The organism is Klebsiella terrigena, from assembly GCF_006539725.1.
GTDB lineage: Bacteria > Pseudomonadota > Gammaproteobacteria > Enterobacterales > Enterobacteriaceae > Klebsiella > Klebsiella terrigena.
Window position 1 is genome coordinate 18030 of sequence record NZ_BJNO01000016.1, and the last position, 15702, is coordinate 33731.

Sequence of the window (15702 nt, forward strand, 5' to 3'; positions counted from 1 at the left end):
GGCCCCGCAGAAATGACGGCGCGAACTGTACCTCTAGCTTAGCAGCTGCCACTCGCGCGCCTGGTTGAGCGCCTGGATGCGGCCGCTGACCTGCAGCTTTTCGTACAGCTGCTTGAGGTGCCACTTGACGGTCTCCGCCGAAATCCCCAGCTCCCGCGCCATCCCCTTATTCGAGTAGCCTTCGGCAATCAGGCGCAGAGTTTGCCGTTCCCGCTCGGTTAGGCGTACGTCTGGCGGCGCGGCGCGTCCTGCGCTGAGCGGGATCCCGGCGGCGGCGAAGTGCGCCAGTAGCTGCGTCAGGTCGGCGCTGAACTCCGCCCCTGCCGCGCCGCGTTTAGCGATCAGCTGCAGCAACGACGCCAGCGCCGGGCCGCCGTCCAGCAGGCTGCGCAGCAGCTTCTGGCGCATTGCCCGCCGCAGCGCGGGAACGCCGACCGCCACGGCCTGCTCCGGGGCATTCGCCTGCCACAGGGCCTGGGCCTGCAGCAGCCGCAGGCGCACGGCGAACAGCCACTCCCCGCTGCGCTCCTGCTCGGCCGCCAGCGTATCGAGCCGCAGCGCCGCCGCCATCGCTTCCCCTTTCGCCATCAGCACCCGGCAGCGGCTTAGGGCCAGAGAGGCGTGCGCCACGTCGCTTTTGTCCGCATCTTCGGCCAGCGCCTGCAGCCGGGAGAGCAGCGCTTCGGCGGCGGAGATATCGCCGTCCTGCAGCGACTGGCTGAGGCGCTCGGCCAGCAGCGGCGCCAGCGCCCGCAGCCATCCGCGCTGAACCGCCAGGCCTTCGGCGTGCAGCAGCAGGGATTCCGCGTCCTCCCGACGGGCATTGAGCCGTGCCCGCCTCGCCAGCACGATATAGCAGCGGCTGAAGCCGTCCGGCGGGCAAAAATCATCGATCGTCTCCAGGCGCAGCGCCAGCAGCGCGTCAATGCGCTGCGTCTCCCCCTGCTCCCAGGCGATTTCGGCGAGGATCGGCGCCAGCGTCGCGCCGCTGCTGGAGCGGGCGCCGGTCTGCCGTTCCGCAGCCTCCAGCGCCCGGCTGGCCTGACGCTCGGCCTCCACCAGGTTACCCTGGCGCAGGTAGCCCTGGGCCATGACGAAGGCCCGATACACGCCGACGAACAGGTTGCGGCTGGCCTCGCGCTCGCCCGATACCCGCTGCTGAACGTCGAGCGCCTGCTGCGGCCGGGAGTTGGCCAGATGGCAGTAGCTGAGAATGTTGCACACCAGGCCATCGACCCACACGTCGCCGCAGGGCACCTCCCGCAGCAGCGGCTCAACGATAGCAATGCTCTGCGGGATATTCTCGGCAAAGGCTTCGCAAATCGCCCGCACCACCCGCAGCTTGACCCACGAGCTGTGGGCTAATGCTTCACCGCTGGCCGCCGCCAGGGTTTCGAGCGCGTCCAGCAGCTGGCGGGCATCCTGAAAGCGAAAGCGGTGCGCCAGCGCCCAGGCGAGGTTAATCTGCAGATCGATCCGCGAAGGGTCGAGATCCGCCGGCAGGTAGCGGATCCAGCGCACCATCGTGTCGATGTCCCCCTCTTCCGCCAGCGACTGCGCCCCGACCTCCGCGTGCCCGGCGCCGCCCTTACCGGCGGCAAGAGCGTGGCGGATCGCCTCCGCCCACAGCTGCTGCCCGGCAAACCAGCCGCCGGCGCGTTCGTGCAGCCGGCGAATATCCTCCTCGCCGCCGCGCTGCAGGCGAGAGAGCAGCGCGTCGCGCATCAGCGGATGGTAGCGAAACCACAGCCCACCCTCGTCGAGGGCGGAAAGAAACAGGTTGCGCTGCGCAATCCATGCCAGCATCGCCTCGCCGTTAGTTTTGCCTGTGACGGCGTCGCACAGCGCCGGATGCAGGCGGTTGAGCACCGACGTTTGCAGGAGAAAGTCGAGCACCTCGGCAGGCAAAGGGGCAAAAATAACTTCGTCAAGATAGCGGGCAATTGAGCGCGAGCCGGCGTTCAGTCCGCCCGCCGCCGGGTGGGAGTGCGCGGGACCGCTGGATAAGGTGGCCATTTTCATCCCGGCGACCCAGCCCTCCGTCAGGGCCAGCAGCCGGGGGATCTCCTGCTGGCTGAACCCCGGCGCCAGCGCGGCGGAAAAATAGGCGCTGGCTTCGCCGACGTTAAAACGCAGCTCGCTATCGTCCACCTCCACCAGCTGATCCTGCATCTGCAGCCGGCCCAGCGCCAGCGTCGGCTGGCAGCGGCTGCCGATAATCAGGTGCAGAGCGGCCGGGGCGTGGTTCAGCAGCCAGCTTAGCCCGGCGTGGATCGCCGGGTGGGAGATATTCTGATAGTCGTCAATGATGAGATACAGCGGGTGCGGGCAGCGGTGCAGCTGGTTCACCAGCTCCGCCAGAAACAGCGTGAGATCGGCCGCAGGGCCGTCATCCGCCTGGCGGAGAAACGCCGGGCTCCACCCTTGCCACAGGGGTGCCAGCGCCGCCTGTAGATAGCGCATAAACAGCGCCGGCGGGCCGTCGTCTTCATCCATGCTCAGCCAGGCCAGGGCGTCCCCCTGCTGCTGGCGATGGTGGTACCACTGGGCCAGCAGGGTCGTTTTGCCAAACCCGGCCGGGGCGCACACCAGCGTCAGCGCGCTGCCGGTGGCGGCGTCCAGACGGCGTAGCAGGCGGTCGCGCAGCTGCAGCTCACCGGGTGAGCGAGGCGGCGTAAAGCGGGTGGCGATAAGCGGCAGCTGGCGCGTAAAGCCTAAAGGCTCTTCGGGAACACATTCACTCAGTGAGTCATCCGTTGCGGGCAAAAATTCCATCGTGCCGTTACCTTTTCATCCAGTCCATTCCCCGAGTGTACCCAAGGAGAGGAGGTTGAACCAAGGCATCGCTGCGATATCCGAGCGCGCTCCAGCTTTTCATCACTGCGCCCCATTCCCCCCCAGCTGGGGGGTAGGCCACGTTTATCCGCCGCTATAGAGTAGTGCCATTCTCTGCCGCTGATGCTCCTCTGGCCCGCTGCGCCCTTCCCGCACCGGGCTCACAACGCATCGGGCAGCCGTCGTTTATTAATTAGCTCAAGGTGAGTACAGAATGGCTATCGAAAATAAAGTGGCGTTGGTCACCGGCGCAGGTCAGGGCATTGGCCGCGGGATTGCTTTACGTCTGGCTAAAGATGGCGCATCGCTGATGCTCGTCGACGTCAACCCGGAAGGGATTGCCGCCGTCGCCGCTGAGGTTGAGGCCCTGGGCCGCAAGGCGGCTACCTTCGTCGCCAATATCGCCGACCGCGATCAGGTTTACGCCGCGATTGACGAAGCGGAGAAGCAGCTGGGCGGCTTCGATATTATTGTGAACAACGCCGGGATTGCTCAGGTGCAGGCGCTGGCCGACGTGACCCCGGAAGAGGTCGATCGCATCATGCGCATCAACGTCCAGGGTACCCTGTGGGGCATTCAGGCCGCGGCGAAAAAATTCATCGACCGTCAGCAGAAAGGTAAAATCATCAACGCCTGCTCCATTGCCGGGCACGATGGGTTCGCCCTGCTGGGGATCTACTCCGCCACCAAATTTGCCGTCCGCGCGCTGACCCAGGCGGCGGCCAAAGAGTACGCCAGCCGCGGCATCACGGTAAACGCCTACTGTCCGGGGATTGTCGGTACCGGCATGTGGACCGAGATCGACAAGCGTTTCTCCGAGATCACCGGCACGCCGGTAGGTGAAACCTACAAGAAATACGTGGAAGGCATCGCGCTGGGCCGTGCCGAAACCCCGGACGACGTGGCAAGCCTGGTCTCCTATCTCGCCGGTCCGGACTCTGACTACGTTACCGGTCAGTCGATCCTCATCGACGGCGGCATCGTCTACCGCTAAATCCTGACGCCGGGCCGCGTTCACCGCGCGGTTCGGCTCACCCTCTCCTTCAGTCTGCACGCTCACGATCCGCTGGCGCAGCTGATTGCCAGCATCGTACTCAACGGCTGGCGCATTGCCTACATGTTCAACGCTAACTTCGGCGCAGGATTGATTATCGCCCCGGGGCTATCTGGCGGTCGGTGATGGTGCTGTACGCCTTTGCCATGATGCTCATTTACCGCTGCACGCGGCGGAGGCATAAGCCCGTCGGCAGAGTATGGGCGAAAAAAAACCGGCGCATCACGCGCCGGCTTACAGAGTATCGGTTCTTTTTAGCGTCAGGCGTTCGCCGCCGGCTCCTGGGCGGTTTTGCTCTGGGCATTTTGCAGCATCCGGCGCACAGGAACGATCAGCACGCAGAGTACGGCGGCGCAGATCAGCAGCGCAATCGAGCAGCGGGCGAAGAGATCCGGCAGCATATCCAGCTGGTCGGCCTTGACGTGACCGCCAATCAGGCCGGCGGCCAGGTTACCCAGCGCGCTGGCGCAGAACCACAGCCCCATCATCTGACCGCGCATTCTTTCCGGAGCCAGCAGGGTCATGGTCGCCAGACCAATCGGGCTCAGGCACAGCTCGCCCAGCGTCAGCATCAGAATACTGCCCACCAGCCACAGCGGCGATACGCCCGCTCCGCCGCTGCTCAGCACGTTCTCGGCGGCCAGCATCATCAGACCGAAGCCGCCGGCGGCGCAGAGAATACCGATAACGAACTTGGTAATGCTGCTCAGGCGGACGTTTTTACGCGCCATCGCCGGCCATGCCCAGCTGAATACCGGCGCCAGCAGAATGATAAACAGGGCGTTAATCGACTGGAACCATACCGCCGGGATCTCGAAGCTGCCGATGGTGCGGTTGGTGTAGTCGTTGGCAAACAAGTTAAACGAGGTCGGCTTCTGCTCGAAGGCCGACCAGAAGAAGGCGGCAGAGACCAGCAGGATAAAGCACACCAGCAGGCGAGCGCGCTCTTTGCGGCTCAGGCCGGCAAAGGCGAACAGATAGATAAAGTACAGCGCCACCGACGCCGCAATGACGTACACCAGCGTGCTGGCGACCGCCACGGGGTTAATCACGATAACGCCCTGAGCAATCAGAACAATCACCGCCGCAACACCGACCGCCAGCGCCAGCAGCCAGGCGCCGACGCCGTTTTTCTTCGCCACCGGGCTGTTCCAGGTGGAGTCGAGACCCACTTCGCTGTCGTAGCGCTTCATGGCCGGAACGGCGAACAGGCGGAAGATAACCAGCGCCACCAGCATCCCGATACCGCCGATGCCAAAGCCCCAGTGCCAGCCGTGGGATTTGATAAGCCAGCCGGAGATCAGCGGGGCAATAAACGAGCCCATATTGATGCCCATGTAGAACAACGAGAATCCGCCGTCGCGGCGCGCGTCGCCCTTCTTATACAGCGTGCCGACCATCACCGAGATACAGGTCTTAAACAGGCCGGAACCGAGCACGATAAACATCAGCCCGATAAAGAACAGGGTGTCGCCCATCCAGGCAGAGAGGGCAATCGACAGATGGCCGAGCGCAATCAGAATCGAGCCGTACCAGACGGCCTTTTGCTGACCCAGCCAGTTATCCGCCAGCCAGCCGCCCGGCAGCGCCGCGAGGTACATGCTGCCGGCGAAGATGCCGACGATCGCCGACGCGTTTTCGCGCGCCAGCCCCATTCCGCCGTCATAGACGGTGGCGGCCATAAACAGGATTAAAAGCGGGCGAATGCCGTAAAAAGAGAATCGCTCCCACATTTCGGTAAAAAACAGCGACCCTAGCGGATAGGGGTGACCAAAGAAGGTCCGACTTTCGTTTTTATTAACAGAGGAATGCATAACTTCTCCCAATAAGGTGCGCCGAAGCGCTTGTAAATCGCGGAAAGCGCGTTGGCCGTTTTTTCATTTGGCCAATCATTTACTTAAAATTTAATATTATTTAACCATTTGATAACCGGATGGTGGTTTTGTCTAGCCCCTTACCCAGACTTTTTAGATGAAAAGTCGACAAACGTCTACTTTTATAGATTTTAAGTTGGTCGAGACGTGAATACTGTTGACATTGACATCTTGAGCATTTTAACAATTTTATTGTTTATAAACATAACGTTAATGAATATTCATTCAGCATAAATGGATAGCCAGCGGCGGCGGAACAGCGTGATTAAAACCGGGGTAAATGTAGGGTTGGCAGCATCTACGGCGGGAAAGGAGGATAAACAGGGCTCTTGATTTTGCGCCGTCGTCGAACGGCAGCAATCTCCTGCCGCGCAGCAGGAGGCAAACGCCTGTATCGGCTTCGCGATAGCGTGCTGCCCGGACGCGCCGGCCGCTAATCCCTGACGGTTAGATAACGCCCCCACGCAAAGAGCGCGCGGGGAGCTATGCCCGATGCCGGACTTTAGCCTCGATGGCGATATCGATGGTGACGGTATCGCCCACCAGCGCCGCCAGGCTGTCCATATTAAAGGCCGAGCGTGAGATGGCGGTCGTCGCATGCAGCGAAAGCACCTCCCGGCCCCGGCCAACGGAACTGCCCGTCGGCGCTTCGAGGATCGCCTCGAGAATGACCGGACGCAGGATATTTTTTACGCCGAGGTAGCCAAAAACTCGAAAACGTCCGCCTCCCAGCGCCACCACGCGGCTGCTGGTAAAGCGGATCGCCGGGTAGCGATCGGCGTCGAAAAAGAGACGGCCCTTCATTTGCCAGGTCAGCAGGCTATTGGAAGCCGTAAGGGTGGCGACCGGGATGTTGACGCTCAGGCGATCGTCCATGTCATTAGCCATATCCAGCGTAAATTCTCCCGTTACGCCGGCAAGATGCGCCTGCGAGGTGCCGCCGAAAGCCTGCCATGAGAGCCCGATCGCGGTGTCGGGGGTGCTGATGCCGTAGCTAACCGGCATCGCGTACAGCGGCGCCGGGCCGATCAGCAGCCCGAAGGCAATGGCGGAAACAATGCGCGTCATAGTGGGTTATCCTCAGTATCGATAACCGGTAAACGCGCCTGGCCCCGTTTTTATTCATCTCTTTTTTTGCAGGCGGATCGGTACGCGTGGCGATTGAGCGAACGCGTGGTTGATGGTAAACAGGGTAACGCCCACTTCTGAGATCGATACATGTTAGCAACCTACACCTTTGTGGAAACCGTTCCTCCGGCAGACGATTTTTGTCGCCTGCGCGTCATCTCCGGTTTAACGCCCCGGCCTCTTGAGGCGGCTAAGCGCGCGCTTCCCCGCAGCTGCCACGGCGTGTACGTGGAGAATTCCGGGCTGATTGTCGGCATGGGGCGCATCGTTGGCGACGGCGCGCTTAACTTCGAGATCGTCGATATTGCCGTCGATCCGGCGCATCAGGGAAAAGGGCTGGGGCGAAAAATCATGGCGCACCTGATGGCCTGGCTCGAGCAGCATGCGCCAGTGGGCGCCTACGTGAGCCTGGTGGCCGACGTCCCTGAGCTGTATCAAAAATTCGGCTTTAAGCTGGTGCGCCCGGAGAGCGAAGGCATGGCGCTGGTGTGGGGATCGCAAGAGGGGTAAAGGGAGGAGTCATCCCCCCTTCTTTTTGCGAGAACCGCTACGCGCCCTGGCGGGTTGCCGCGAGGATAATTTCGCGAATGCAGACGTACTGCGGCTGGGAGTAGGCGTACTCGATGGCGTGGGCGACGTCTTCCGGACTGAGGACTTTGCCGCCCATATCCTGCTTCCACGCCTGGTAACCGGCCTTAATGACGTCGCTGGAGGTATGGCTCAGCAGCTCGGTCTCGTCCGCGCCTGGCGCAATCACCACCACCCGCACGTTGTGCGGCGACAGCTCTTCACGCAGGTTTTCCGACAGGCCGTGGACGGCAAACTTGGTGCCGACGTACACCACGTGGTTGGGGAAGGTTTTACGCCCGGCGATGGAGCTGATGTTAATGATGGTCCCGGCCTTGCGCTCAATCATCCCTTTGGTGACCGCGTGAACGCCGTTCAGCAGGCCCTTGACGTTCACGTCCAGCATCTGCTCCCATTCATCGGGATCCTGCTGGTCAATGTTACCCAGCAGCATCACACCCGCGTTGTTCACCATCGCATCTACCGGCCCAAACTGCTGCTCCGCTTCGGCAATCGCCGCGGCGACCGCTTGCCGGTCGGTGACGCAGGTTATGTCGCGCGAGGAGCGGGTCAAAGAGGGCGACAAGCGGGCCTTTATCGATCCTGGCCTGCTCAAACGCGTCGTAGATGCAGCTGAAATAAAATTTAATGATGCGCTTAATCACCCGGCCCCGTAAGTCACGATGAGCCGTGCTCTCTACGGCTAAAACATCCGGCCCGCCGCCGAACTTAACGCGGAGGCGGGTCAGATGGAGTGCTTAACGATCGGCGTCGATCCCGATATTAAACATCTCCCGCGCCTCCACTGCTCTTTGCTTATTCGGCAGCCGATGCAGAATCCGGCTCAGCAGCAGCCCAATCGCCAGCAGGGAAATCACGGCGAGCGCCAGCCCGTTCCATCCCGCTTTGGCAAAGACGAAGCCGTTGAGGTAGCCCAGCACCGCGCCGCCCGCGTAATAGCAGAAGAGATAAAATGCCGTTGCCTGTCCTTTAGCGTGGGAGGCGTGCCCGCTCACCCAGGAGAGAATGGTTGAGTGCGAGGTAAAGAAGGCCACCGAGAGGACAACCACCCCGAAAATAAATACCGCCGCGGTGGTGGCAAAAATGCTGATAGCGGCGCCGGCAATCATCACCAGCAGCAGCATGCTGAGCATATTCATGGCCCCGAAACGCACGGCCAGCCTGGCGGTCGTCGGCGCGGAGAAGAAGGTTAGCGCGAAGCTAACAGGGATCAGCCCGATATGGGTAAATGACAGATTGAACGGTTCGCGGTGCAGATAGAAGGCGACGAAATTAAAAATAGAGGTAAAGGAGCCGAAGAGAATAAAGCCGATAACGTAGGCCAGGGAGATATTTCTGTTTTTAAAATGCTCAATGCCGCCTTTTAACATTTGCGTCAGGTTTAGCGCGGTGCTCGGGGTAAAGTTTTTCGACGCCGGAAGGAAATAGAGGACGTAAAGCGCCATAAAGATCAGCAGGCCGCCAAACAGCATGAAAATAACGTTTAGCGAAACCTGTTCCATCATCAATGTGGCGAAAACCCTGCCGGACATGCTGCCCAGCGAGTTACCAAAAATAAAATAGCCGGTGACTACGCCCGCCAGAGCGGGAGAGACCTCTTCGCAAATATAAACGGTGACCGCCGCCGTGATGCCGCTGACGGCAAGGCCAAGCAGAGCGCGATAGAGCACCAGCTCCGGCCAGGCGCTGACGGTAGTGCACATCAGCGTCAAAATGCCGCCTAACAGCAGTGAAACGACGATAGTTTGCTTGCGTCCAAAGCGATCGGAAAGGCTGCCGGTAAACAGCATCGCCAGGGCCAGACAGCCGACCTCAGCAGAAAGGATCAGGCCAACCTGATTAAGCGGAATATGGTAAACCTCCGCCAGCTTGGGCAGCAGCGCCTGGATAGAGTACAGAGAGGCAAGCTCCGCCAGCCCGGCCAGCGGCAGCGTGAGCAGTATGGGTAAATAATGTCTAAGTCCGATGTTATTCGGTGTTGGCTTCATTTTTATTCCTCACATTATTTCTTTAGATAATTTCTGCGCTGCGCGCGTACTGCTAAAAGCGTTAGCGCGCCATCAGGTAGTCCATTCAAATAACCATGGGATTTATACATTAATTATTGCCGCGCGATACTTACCAGGCGTAATAGATTGAATTATGAATCGTGCATCTTATTTATTTCCAATGACCTTGCGCGCCGCGGGCTGAAAATTAACTCTTGCATTATTATTTTTTTTCACTTTTCAAGCTATCGCGATCACACTTTTGCAAATAGCCCATAAGCCAACCACGCAGAGATAAAAAGGTTATTAATATCATTAAATTACATAAAACACGTTTCGTGTCCTTTAGCCTCATGATTGTACTTCATGCTTTTACTTAAGCTTTTTCTCTGCGGTTGCTAATATTCTTCTGACGTGAGCAACGCCTTTTATTATTGCTGTATATAAGCAAGGTAATCCAACCATGAAACCTAAAACGCTGTACGATAAAATAATCGACGCACATATTATTCGACAATTAGACCAACAGGGTAATGTGCTGCTTTATATCGATCGCTCTATTTTGAACGAATATACCAGCCCGCAGGCGTTCAGCGGGTTACGCGAAGCGAAGCGCCAGGTCTGGCAGCCCAAAAGTATTTTACTTAACGTCGATCATGTTAACCCGACGCGCCCCGAACGCACCACCGAGATGACCGATCCGGGCGGTGAGCTCCAGGTTCGCTATTTTGAATCGAACAGCCGGGATTTTGGCCTCGAGCTTTTTGGCGTGATGGATGAGCGCCAGGGTATCGAACACGTTGTCGCCCACGAACAGGGAATGGTGCTGCCGGGCATGGTGATTGCCGCCGGTGACAGCCACACCACGACCTATGGCGCTTTTGGCGCATTCGGCTTCGGCATTGGCACCTCTGAAATTGAGCATATGCTGGCGACGCAGACGCTGGCCTATAAAAAGCTGAAAACGCTGCGCGTCCGAGTAGACGGCGAGCTGCCGTTTGCCGCGACGGCAAAAGATATCGTCATGCTGCTTATCGCCCAAATCGGCGCCGATGGCGCGACGGGCTACGCAATCGAGTTTTGCGGCGAAGCGATTGATGCGCTGAGCGTCGAAGGGCGCATGACCGTCTGCAATATGGCGGTTGAAGCGGGGGCGCGCGGCGCGTTTATGGCGCCGGACGAGAAGGTATTTGCTTACATCAGGCCCGCGCCGCGCGTGCCGCAGGGCGAAATGTGGCAGCAGGCGCTGGCCCACTGGCGCACGCTGCACAGCGACGAAGGCGCGGTCTTTGATAAAGAAGTGGCGCTTGATTGCGCAAATCTGACGCCGCGCGTCACCTGGGGGACCAGCCCCGACCAGGGCGGCTGCATTACCGATCGCGTTCCCAATCCTGCCGATGAGCAGGATCCATCCAGGCGGCGTGACATGCAACAGGCGCTGGCCTACATGGGTCTTGAGCCCGGCATGCCGATAAGCGGAATTCCTATCTCCCACGCCTTTATCGGCTCCTGCACCAACGGGCGTATAGAAGATTTACGCGCCGTCGCGCAGGTGCTGCGCGATAGAAAAATCGCACCGGGAGTCAGAGGGATCATCGTTCCGGGCTCAACCCAGGTACGCGCCCGCGCCGAGCGTGAAGGGCTGGCAAAAATCTTTATTGCCGCCGGCTTTGAGTGGCGCCAGTCCGGATGCTCAATGTGCCTTGCGATGAACGAGGACGTGCTGATGCCGGGCGATCGCTGCGCGTCGAGCACCAACCGCAACTTTGCCGGTCGCCAGGGCGCGGGGGCAAGAACCCATCTGATGAGTCCGGCAATGGTGGCCGCCGCCGCGGTAGCCGGTCACCTGGTCGACGTGCGCCAGTTTTTGCAGCAGGAACAATAGACAATGGAACCTTTCAACAGCGTTACCGGCATTGCCGCACCGATGATGGCGGCCAACATTGATACCGACGTCATCATGCCCAAGCAGTTCCTTAAGGGCATCGATCGCAGCGGGCTGGATAAGGGCGCCTTTTACGACCAGCGATGGTTAGCCAGCGGCGAGCCCAATCCCGATTTTATTCTCAACCGCCCCGAGTGGCGCGGCGCGACGTTTCTGATCGTTGGCCCCAACTTTGGCTGCGGCTCCAGCCGCGAACACGCGGTTTGGGGACTACGCCAGCTCGGTATTCGGGCGCTTATCGGCACCAGCTTCGCCGGTATTTTTAACGACAACTGCCAGCGCAACGGCGTGCTGACCCTGACGCTTTCAGCAGCGGATATCGACCTGCTGGCCCAGGCGGCAGGCGATCCGGCAGGTAATCACATCACCGTTGATTTGCAGCAGCAGCGCATTCAGGCCGGGGAAACGGGCTTCTCCTTTGCCGTGGATGAACTGAAAAAACAGATGCTGCTGCAAGGCCACGATGCGATTAGCTACACGTTGCAGTATCAGCAGGAGATACGTGATTTTGAGGAGCGCTACTTCACCACCCACCCGTGGCTTGTGGCGTAGAACGAAAGAACGACTCTGAGGAGTGAGCAGAACATTATGAAACTGGTCAGTTTTATGCATCAGGGCGGCAAGAATGGCCGCGATAAAAGCTACGGTATCTGGACTGAAAACGGCGTTATCGATCTGGGGAAACGGATAGGCGCGCGCTACCCGACCATCAAATCCCTGCTGGCCGGCGAAGCTCTGGCCGAGGCCGCCGCCTACGGGCTGCAGCAGCCGGACTACGCGCTGGAGGAGATTAGCTACCTTCCGGTTATCGAAGATCCGAACAAAATCATCTGCGTGGGCATGAACTACGCCGACAAGCGCCTTGAGTTTGACGAAAAGAACAACGAACCCACGCTGTTTATTCGCTTTGCCGATTCGCAGACCGGGCACAACGGCACGCTGCTCAAACCGGGGGCCAGCGCCGAGTTTGACTATGAGGGCGAGCTTGCGGTAATTATCGGTAAAAGCTGCTTTCAGGCGAGCGCCGAGCGGGCGCTGGAGTACGTGGGAGGCTACAGCTGCTACATGGATGGCTCCGTGCGCGACTGGCAGCATACCTGGTATACCGCCGGTAAAAACTGGCCGCAGACCGGCTCTTTTGGCCCCTACTTAACCACCGAGGATGAAATTGTCGATCCGCAGGCGCTGGCCATCCACACCTGGCTGAACGGGCAGATGGTGCAGAACGATAACACCCGCAATATGGTACATAAGATCGCCCAACTTATTTGCTACATCAGCGCTTTTACGCGCCTGATGCCCGGAGATGTGATCATTACCGGATCGCCTGGCGGCGTGGGTAAAAAGCGCGTTCCCCCGCTATTCTTACGCCAGGGGGACCGCATTGAGGTGGAGATTGAGGGGCTTGGCCGTCTGAGCAATACGGTAAGCGAGGCGCGTCAGGCGGTTGAGAGACCGGCATGAGCGGAGAAAACATAAGGAGCTTGATGATGATAGATACCGCTGAAGGCATTAAGGATAAAGGCGAGTCCGCCTTTATCCCCGGCTTTCGCCTGCTGGACGTTGAGCTGGGCAACGGCATCCGCCTGCGCGCCGCGGTTGGCGGCCAGGGCGAGCCGCTGCTGATGCTGCACGGCCACCCGCAAAACCACGTCACCTGGCGCAAGATTGCCCCCACGCTTGCCCGGCACTTTACCGTCATCATGCCCGATATTCGGGGATACGGTGACAGCAGCAAGCCGCCGAGCGACCCCGAGCACCGCGCCTACTCCAAGCGCGAGATGGCAAAGGACATCGTTTTGCTGATGGCGCGGCTGGGCTTTAACGACGGATTCGCCTTCGTTGGCCACGATCGCGGCGCTCGCGTCGGGCATCGCCTGGCGCTGGACTATCCACAGCAGGTTAAGCGCAGCGTCTTTATTGATATTGCGCCAACGGCCACCATGTATGAGCGTACGGATAAGGCGTTTGCCACGCGCTATTTCTGGTGGTTCTTCCTGATCCAGCCCGCGCCGCTGCCGGAGAAGCTGGTGGCCTCCGATCCGGCCTTCTTCCTGCAAAAGCACATCAACGGCCAGTTGAAAACGCCAGGCGCCACGGAGCCAGAGGTGTTTGCCGAGTATCTGCGCTGCTATCAGAACCCGGAAACGCTGCGCGCGGTTTGCGAAGATTACCGGGCGGCGGCCACGATAGACCTGGCGGACGATGAGGCCGATAAGCATCTGCGCATCGGCAGCCCGCTTTTGGCCTTGTGGGGCGCAAAAGGCACCGTAGGCCAGCTTTATGATGTAACATCAACGTGGCAGGAAAAGGCGTTGAACGTGAGCGGCGTGCCGATGCCTTGCGGACACAGCCCTCAGGAAGAGTGCCCGGAAGAGATGCTCAGGGTCATCATGCCCTTCCTTTCCTGAAGGCTCCGCGCCACCCACGAGGCTCGATAGCGGGCCTCCTTTTTTATTCTCCGGATGGCACGCACATGAGCACTCATGACAAGCAGCGGGCGCAGTGGCCGCTTATCGAAGATCTGAATGTTTTTCTGACCGTGGTGCGCAAGGAGAGCTTTGCCAACGCGGCGGCCGAGCTTGGGCTATCGCCCTCCTACGTTAGCAAGCGTATCGGCCTGCTTGAAAAAAGCCTCGGCATGCGCCTGTTCCATCGCAGCGCCCGCGCTATCCGGCTTACCGCCGACGGGCATAAGGCGCTGAGCGGCGCGATCTCCGTCCTGGACAGCATGGGCGAGTTCGTTGCGGGGCTTGCCGCCTGGCGCGACGCCATCGAGGGAAATATCCACATTAGCTGCTCTTTTGGGTTCGGTTCAACGTACATGGCAGAAGCGCTCTCCGCGCTGGCGGAGCGCTACCCGGCGCTCAACGTTAAGCTCACGCTGACCGACCGGGTGGTTGACCTGATTGAAGAGGGAGTGGATCTCGAGATCCACGTCGGCGACGATATTAAAGATCTCTACATTACCCGCAGGCTCTCGCTCAATCGACGGGTGCTGTGCGCCGCGCCGCAGTATCTTGCCGGGCACGGCACGCCGGCTCAGATAAGCGATCTCAAGCAGCACAAGTGTCTGGTTATCCAGGAGCGTAGCGCGCAGTTCGGCGTCTGGCCGCTCACCAACGGACGCGACAGCACGCAGCTGCATATCGGCAGCCAGCTCTCCTCCAACAGCGGCAGCGTGGTGCTAAGCTGGGCGCTTAACGGCCACGGAATTATTCTTCGCTCCCTGTGGGAGGTTCAGCGCTATCTGGCGAGCGGCGAGCTGGTGCAAATCCTCCCGCCGTGGCATCAGAGCGCCGACATCTGGGCGGTTTACTCCAACCGCACTTCGGGTTCGGCAAAGCTGAAGGTATGCATCGATTTCCTGATGGACTATTTTCAGCAAAATCCTCCCGTTAGCGACGCGCTGTGGGGAAAAATAACCTCTGAGGATGGGGAGAGCCGGCTTGTTTAACGAAGGGCCGGCAGGGACGCGATAAGCTATTTACGGTTTATTATTTCCGCCGGGATAGCTTCACCGTGATATTTTTCGTAAATGGCATTCAGTTTCCCATTTTTAAGATTGGTGACAATCCATTCATTTAATTTTTCTTTCAACTCGGGCTCACCTTTTTTAACTCCGATAGCTAAATCAAATACCGTTAGAGTCAATTTGGGTTCAAAGCTTAATTTAGGATTCTGTTTTTTAATCTGATTAACCAGCGTGGCGGAAGTGGCGACCGCATATGCCTGGCCGCTAACGGCAGCGGTGACTAAGGTTGCATCATCATCATAGCGTTGGATGCTATAGCCCTTTTTCATCGCATCCTGACTCAGCATTGAGTCCTGAGTGGTGCCGCGCGTAACGGTAATCGCATGCCCCTTTAAATCGGCCCAGTCGCTGACTTTGGTGGCGGCAGGCGCGGCAATAACGGAGCGCAGCCCGGCATAGGCGCGGGTAAAATCAATCACCTGTGCACGCTGTGGCGTGACGGATAGGGTTGAAATGACGATATCTGCCTTACCGGTTTGCAGGTTCGGAATACGCGTCGGTCCGGTCGTTTCAATAAACTTCAGCTTTAAGCCCCAATCCTTCGCCAGCAGTTCAGCGGTTTCGACATCGGAGCCGACCGGCTTCATCGAGGCGTCCAGCATGCCTGAAGGCGGCAGTGACATATCGGTGGCAACACGCAGCTCGCCGCGCTGTTGGATATCCTGCAGCGCATTTGCGGAGGCCGGCTGGGCGATGAGCGCGGTTACCACGCCGGCGAGTAGAGCAATCGATTTTGCGTATTTCATTATTATTCT

At 59.4% G+C, this 15702-nt stretch carries 13 protein-coding genes; 7 read left to right on the forward strand and 6 right to left on the reverse strand.

Annotated features, from left to right (window positions below):
• Positions 1-33 precede the first annotated feature (33 nt).
• Positions 34-2775 carry a LuxR C-terminal-related transcriptional regulator gene (locus RTE01_RS17240; protein WP_141335206.1) on the reverse strand — a complete coding sequence of 914 codons (2742 nt, stop codon included), beginning with the start codon at positions 2773-2775 and terminating at the stop codon, positions 34-36.
• A gap of 274 nt (positions 2776-3049) precedes the next feature.
• On the opposite strand from RTE01_RS17240, the gene RTE01_RS17245 reads away from it, so the two are divergent.
• Positions 3050-3829, forward strand: a complete 780-nt coding sequence (locus RTE01_RS17245; RefSeq protein WP_134527671.1) for an acetoin reductase — start codon at positions 3050-3052, stop codon at positions 3827-3829.
• 320 nt (positions 3830-4149) lie between these two features.
• Here RTE01_RS17245 and RTE01_RS17250 read toward each other — a convergent pair whose 3' ends face one another.
• Both RTE01_RS17250 and RTE01_RS17255 read right to left on the reverse strand, forming a co-directional pair.
• A complete protein-coding gene (locus tag RTE01_RS17250; protein ID WP_123552010.1) occupies positions 4150-5703 on the reverse strand; it encodes a peptide MFS transporter in 1554 nt (517 codons plus the stop codon).
• Positions 5704-6246: 543 nt separating this feature from the next.
• Complete coding sequence (locus RTE01_RS17255) at positions 6247-6831, reverse strand: YceI family protein (RefSeq protein ID WP_134527675.1); 585 nt, start codon at positions 6829-6831, stop codon at positions 6247-6249.
• A 150-nt stretch (positions 6832-6981) separates the two neighbouring features.
• On the opposite strand from RTE01_RS17255, the gene RTE01_RS17260 reads away from it, so the two are divergent.
• Entirely contained in the window at positions 6982-7401 is a 420-nt protein-coding gene (locus RTE01_RS17260; RefSeq protein WP_141335208.1) for a GNAT family N-acetyltransferase, read from the forward strand.
• A gap of 37 nt (positions 7402-7438) precedes the next feature.
• On the opposite strand, the gene RTE01_RS17265 is transcribed toward RTE01_RS17260, so the two are convergent.
• A complete protein-coding gene (locus RTE01_RS17265) occupies positions 7439-8044 on the reverse strand; it encodes an SDR family oxidoreductase (RefSeq protein ID WP_255313540.1) in 606 nt (201 codons plus the stop codon).
• Between the two features lie 172 nt (positions 8045-8216).
• Positions 8217-9467, reverse strand: coding sequence for an MFS transporter (locus RTE01_RS17270; RefSeq protein ID WP_141335210.1), 1251 nt, complete (start codon positions 9465-9467; stop codon positions 8217-8219).
• 463 nt (positions 9468-9930) lie between these two features.
• Between RTE01_RS17270 and leuC the strand changes: the two genes are divergently transcribed.
• The 5 genes from leuC (at position 9931) to RTE01_RS17295 (ending at position 14869) form a co-directional block, all read left to right on the forward strand.
• On the forward strand, positions 9931-11352 hold the full coding sequence (leuC, locus tag RTE01_RS17275) for a 3-isopropylmalate dehydratase large subunit (RefSeq protein ID WP_134527684.1): 1422 nt from the start codon (positions 9931-9933) through the stop codon (positions 11350-11352).
• Between the two features lie 3 nt (positions 11353-11355).
• On the forward strand, positions 11356-11964 hold the full coding sequence (gene leuD, locus RTE01_RS17280; RefSeq protein WP_134527687.1) for a 3-isopropylmalate dehydratase small subunit: 609 nt from the start codon (positions 11356-11358) through the stop codon (positions 11962-11964).
• 36 nt (positions 11965-12000) lie between these two features.
• Complete coding sequence (locus RTE01_RS17285; protein WP_134527690.1) at positions 12001-12876, forward strand: fumarylacetoacetate hydrolase family protein; 876 nt, start codon at positions 12001-12003, stop codon at positions 12874-12876.
• Between the two features lie 23 nt (positions 12877-12899).
• Positions 12900-13823, forward strand: a complete 924-nt coding sequence (locus tag RTE01_RS17290; RefSeq protein WP_134527693.1) for an alpha/beta fold hydrolase — start codon at positions 12900-12902, stop codon at positions 13821-13823.
• A 65-nt stretch (positions 13824-13888) separates the two neighbouring features.
• Positions 13889-14869, forward strand: a complete 981-nt coding sequence (locus RTE01_RS17295) for a LysR substrate-binding domain-containing protein (RefSeq protein ID WP_134527696.1) — start codon at positions 13889-13891, stop codon at positions 14867-14869.
• 26 nt (positions 14870-14895) lie between these two features.
• Here the strand turns inward: RTE01_RS17295 and RTE01_RS17300 are convergent, their stop codons facing one another.
• A complete protein-coding gene (locus tag RTE01_RS17300) occupies positions 14896-15693 on the reverse strand; it encodes a transporter substrate-binding domain-containing protein (protein ID WP_052698736.1) in 798 nt (265 codons plus the stop codon).
• Positions 15694-15702 lie beyond the last annotated feature (9 nt).

Excerpts from the sequence above, each read along its gene's own strand:
- RTE01_RS17285 (WP_134527690.1), top strand. The coding sequence starts at position 12,001 with ATGAAACTGGTCAGTTTTATGCATCAGGGCGGCAAGAATGGCCGCGAT.
- RTE01_RS17270 (WP_141335210.1), bottom strand. The coding sequence starts at position 9,467 with ATGAAGCCAACACCGAATAACATCGGACTTAGACATTATTTACCCATA.
- leuC (WP_134527684.1), top strand. The coding sequence starts at position 9,931 with ATGAAACCTAAAACGCTGTACGATAAAATAATCGACGCACATATTATT.
- RTE01_RS17250 (WP_123552010.1), bottom strand. The coding sequence starts at position 5,703 with ATGCATTCCTCTGTTAATAAAAACGAAAGTCGGACCTTCTTTGGTCAC.
- RTE01_RS17240 (WP_141335206.1), bottom strand. The coding sequence starts at position 2,775 with ATGGAATTTTTGCCCGCAACGGATGACTCACTGAGTGAATGTGTTCCC.
- leuD (WP_134527687.1), top strand. The coding sequence starts at position 11,356 with ATGGAACCTTTCAACAGCGTTACCGGCATTGCCGCACCGATGATGGCG.
- RTE01_RS17260 (WP_141335208.1), top strand. The coding sequence starts at position 6,982 with ATGTTAGCAACCTACACCTTTGTGGAAACCGTTCCTCCGGCAGACGAT.
- RTE01_RS17295 (WP_134527696.1), top strand. The coding sequence starts at position 13,889 with ATGAGCACTCATGACAAGCAGCGGGCGCAGTGGCCGCTTATCGAAGAT.
- RTE01_RS17300 (WP_052698736.1), bottom strand. The coding sequence starts at position 15,693 with ATGAAATACGCAAAATCGATTGCTCTACTCGCCGGCGTGGTAACCGCG.
- RTE01_RS17255 (WP_134527675.1), bottom strand. The coding sequence starts at position 6,831 with ATGACGCGCATTGTTTCCGCCATTGCCTTCGGGCTGCTGATCGGCCCG.
- RTE01_RS17245 (WP_134527671.1), top strand. The coding sequence starts at position 3,050 with ATGGCTATCGAAAATAAAGTGGCGTTGGTCACCGGCGCAGGTCAGGGC.
- RTE01_RS17290 (WP_134527693.1), top strand. The coding sequence starts at position 12,900 with ATGATGATAGATACCGCTGAAGGCATTAAGGATAAAGGCGAGTCCGCC.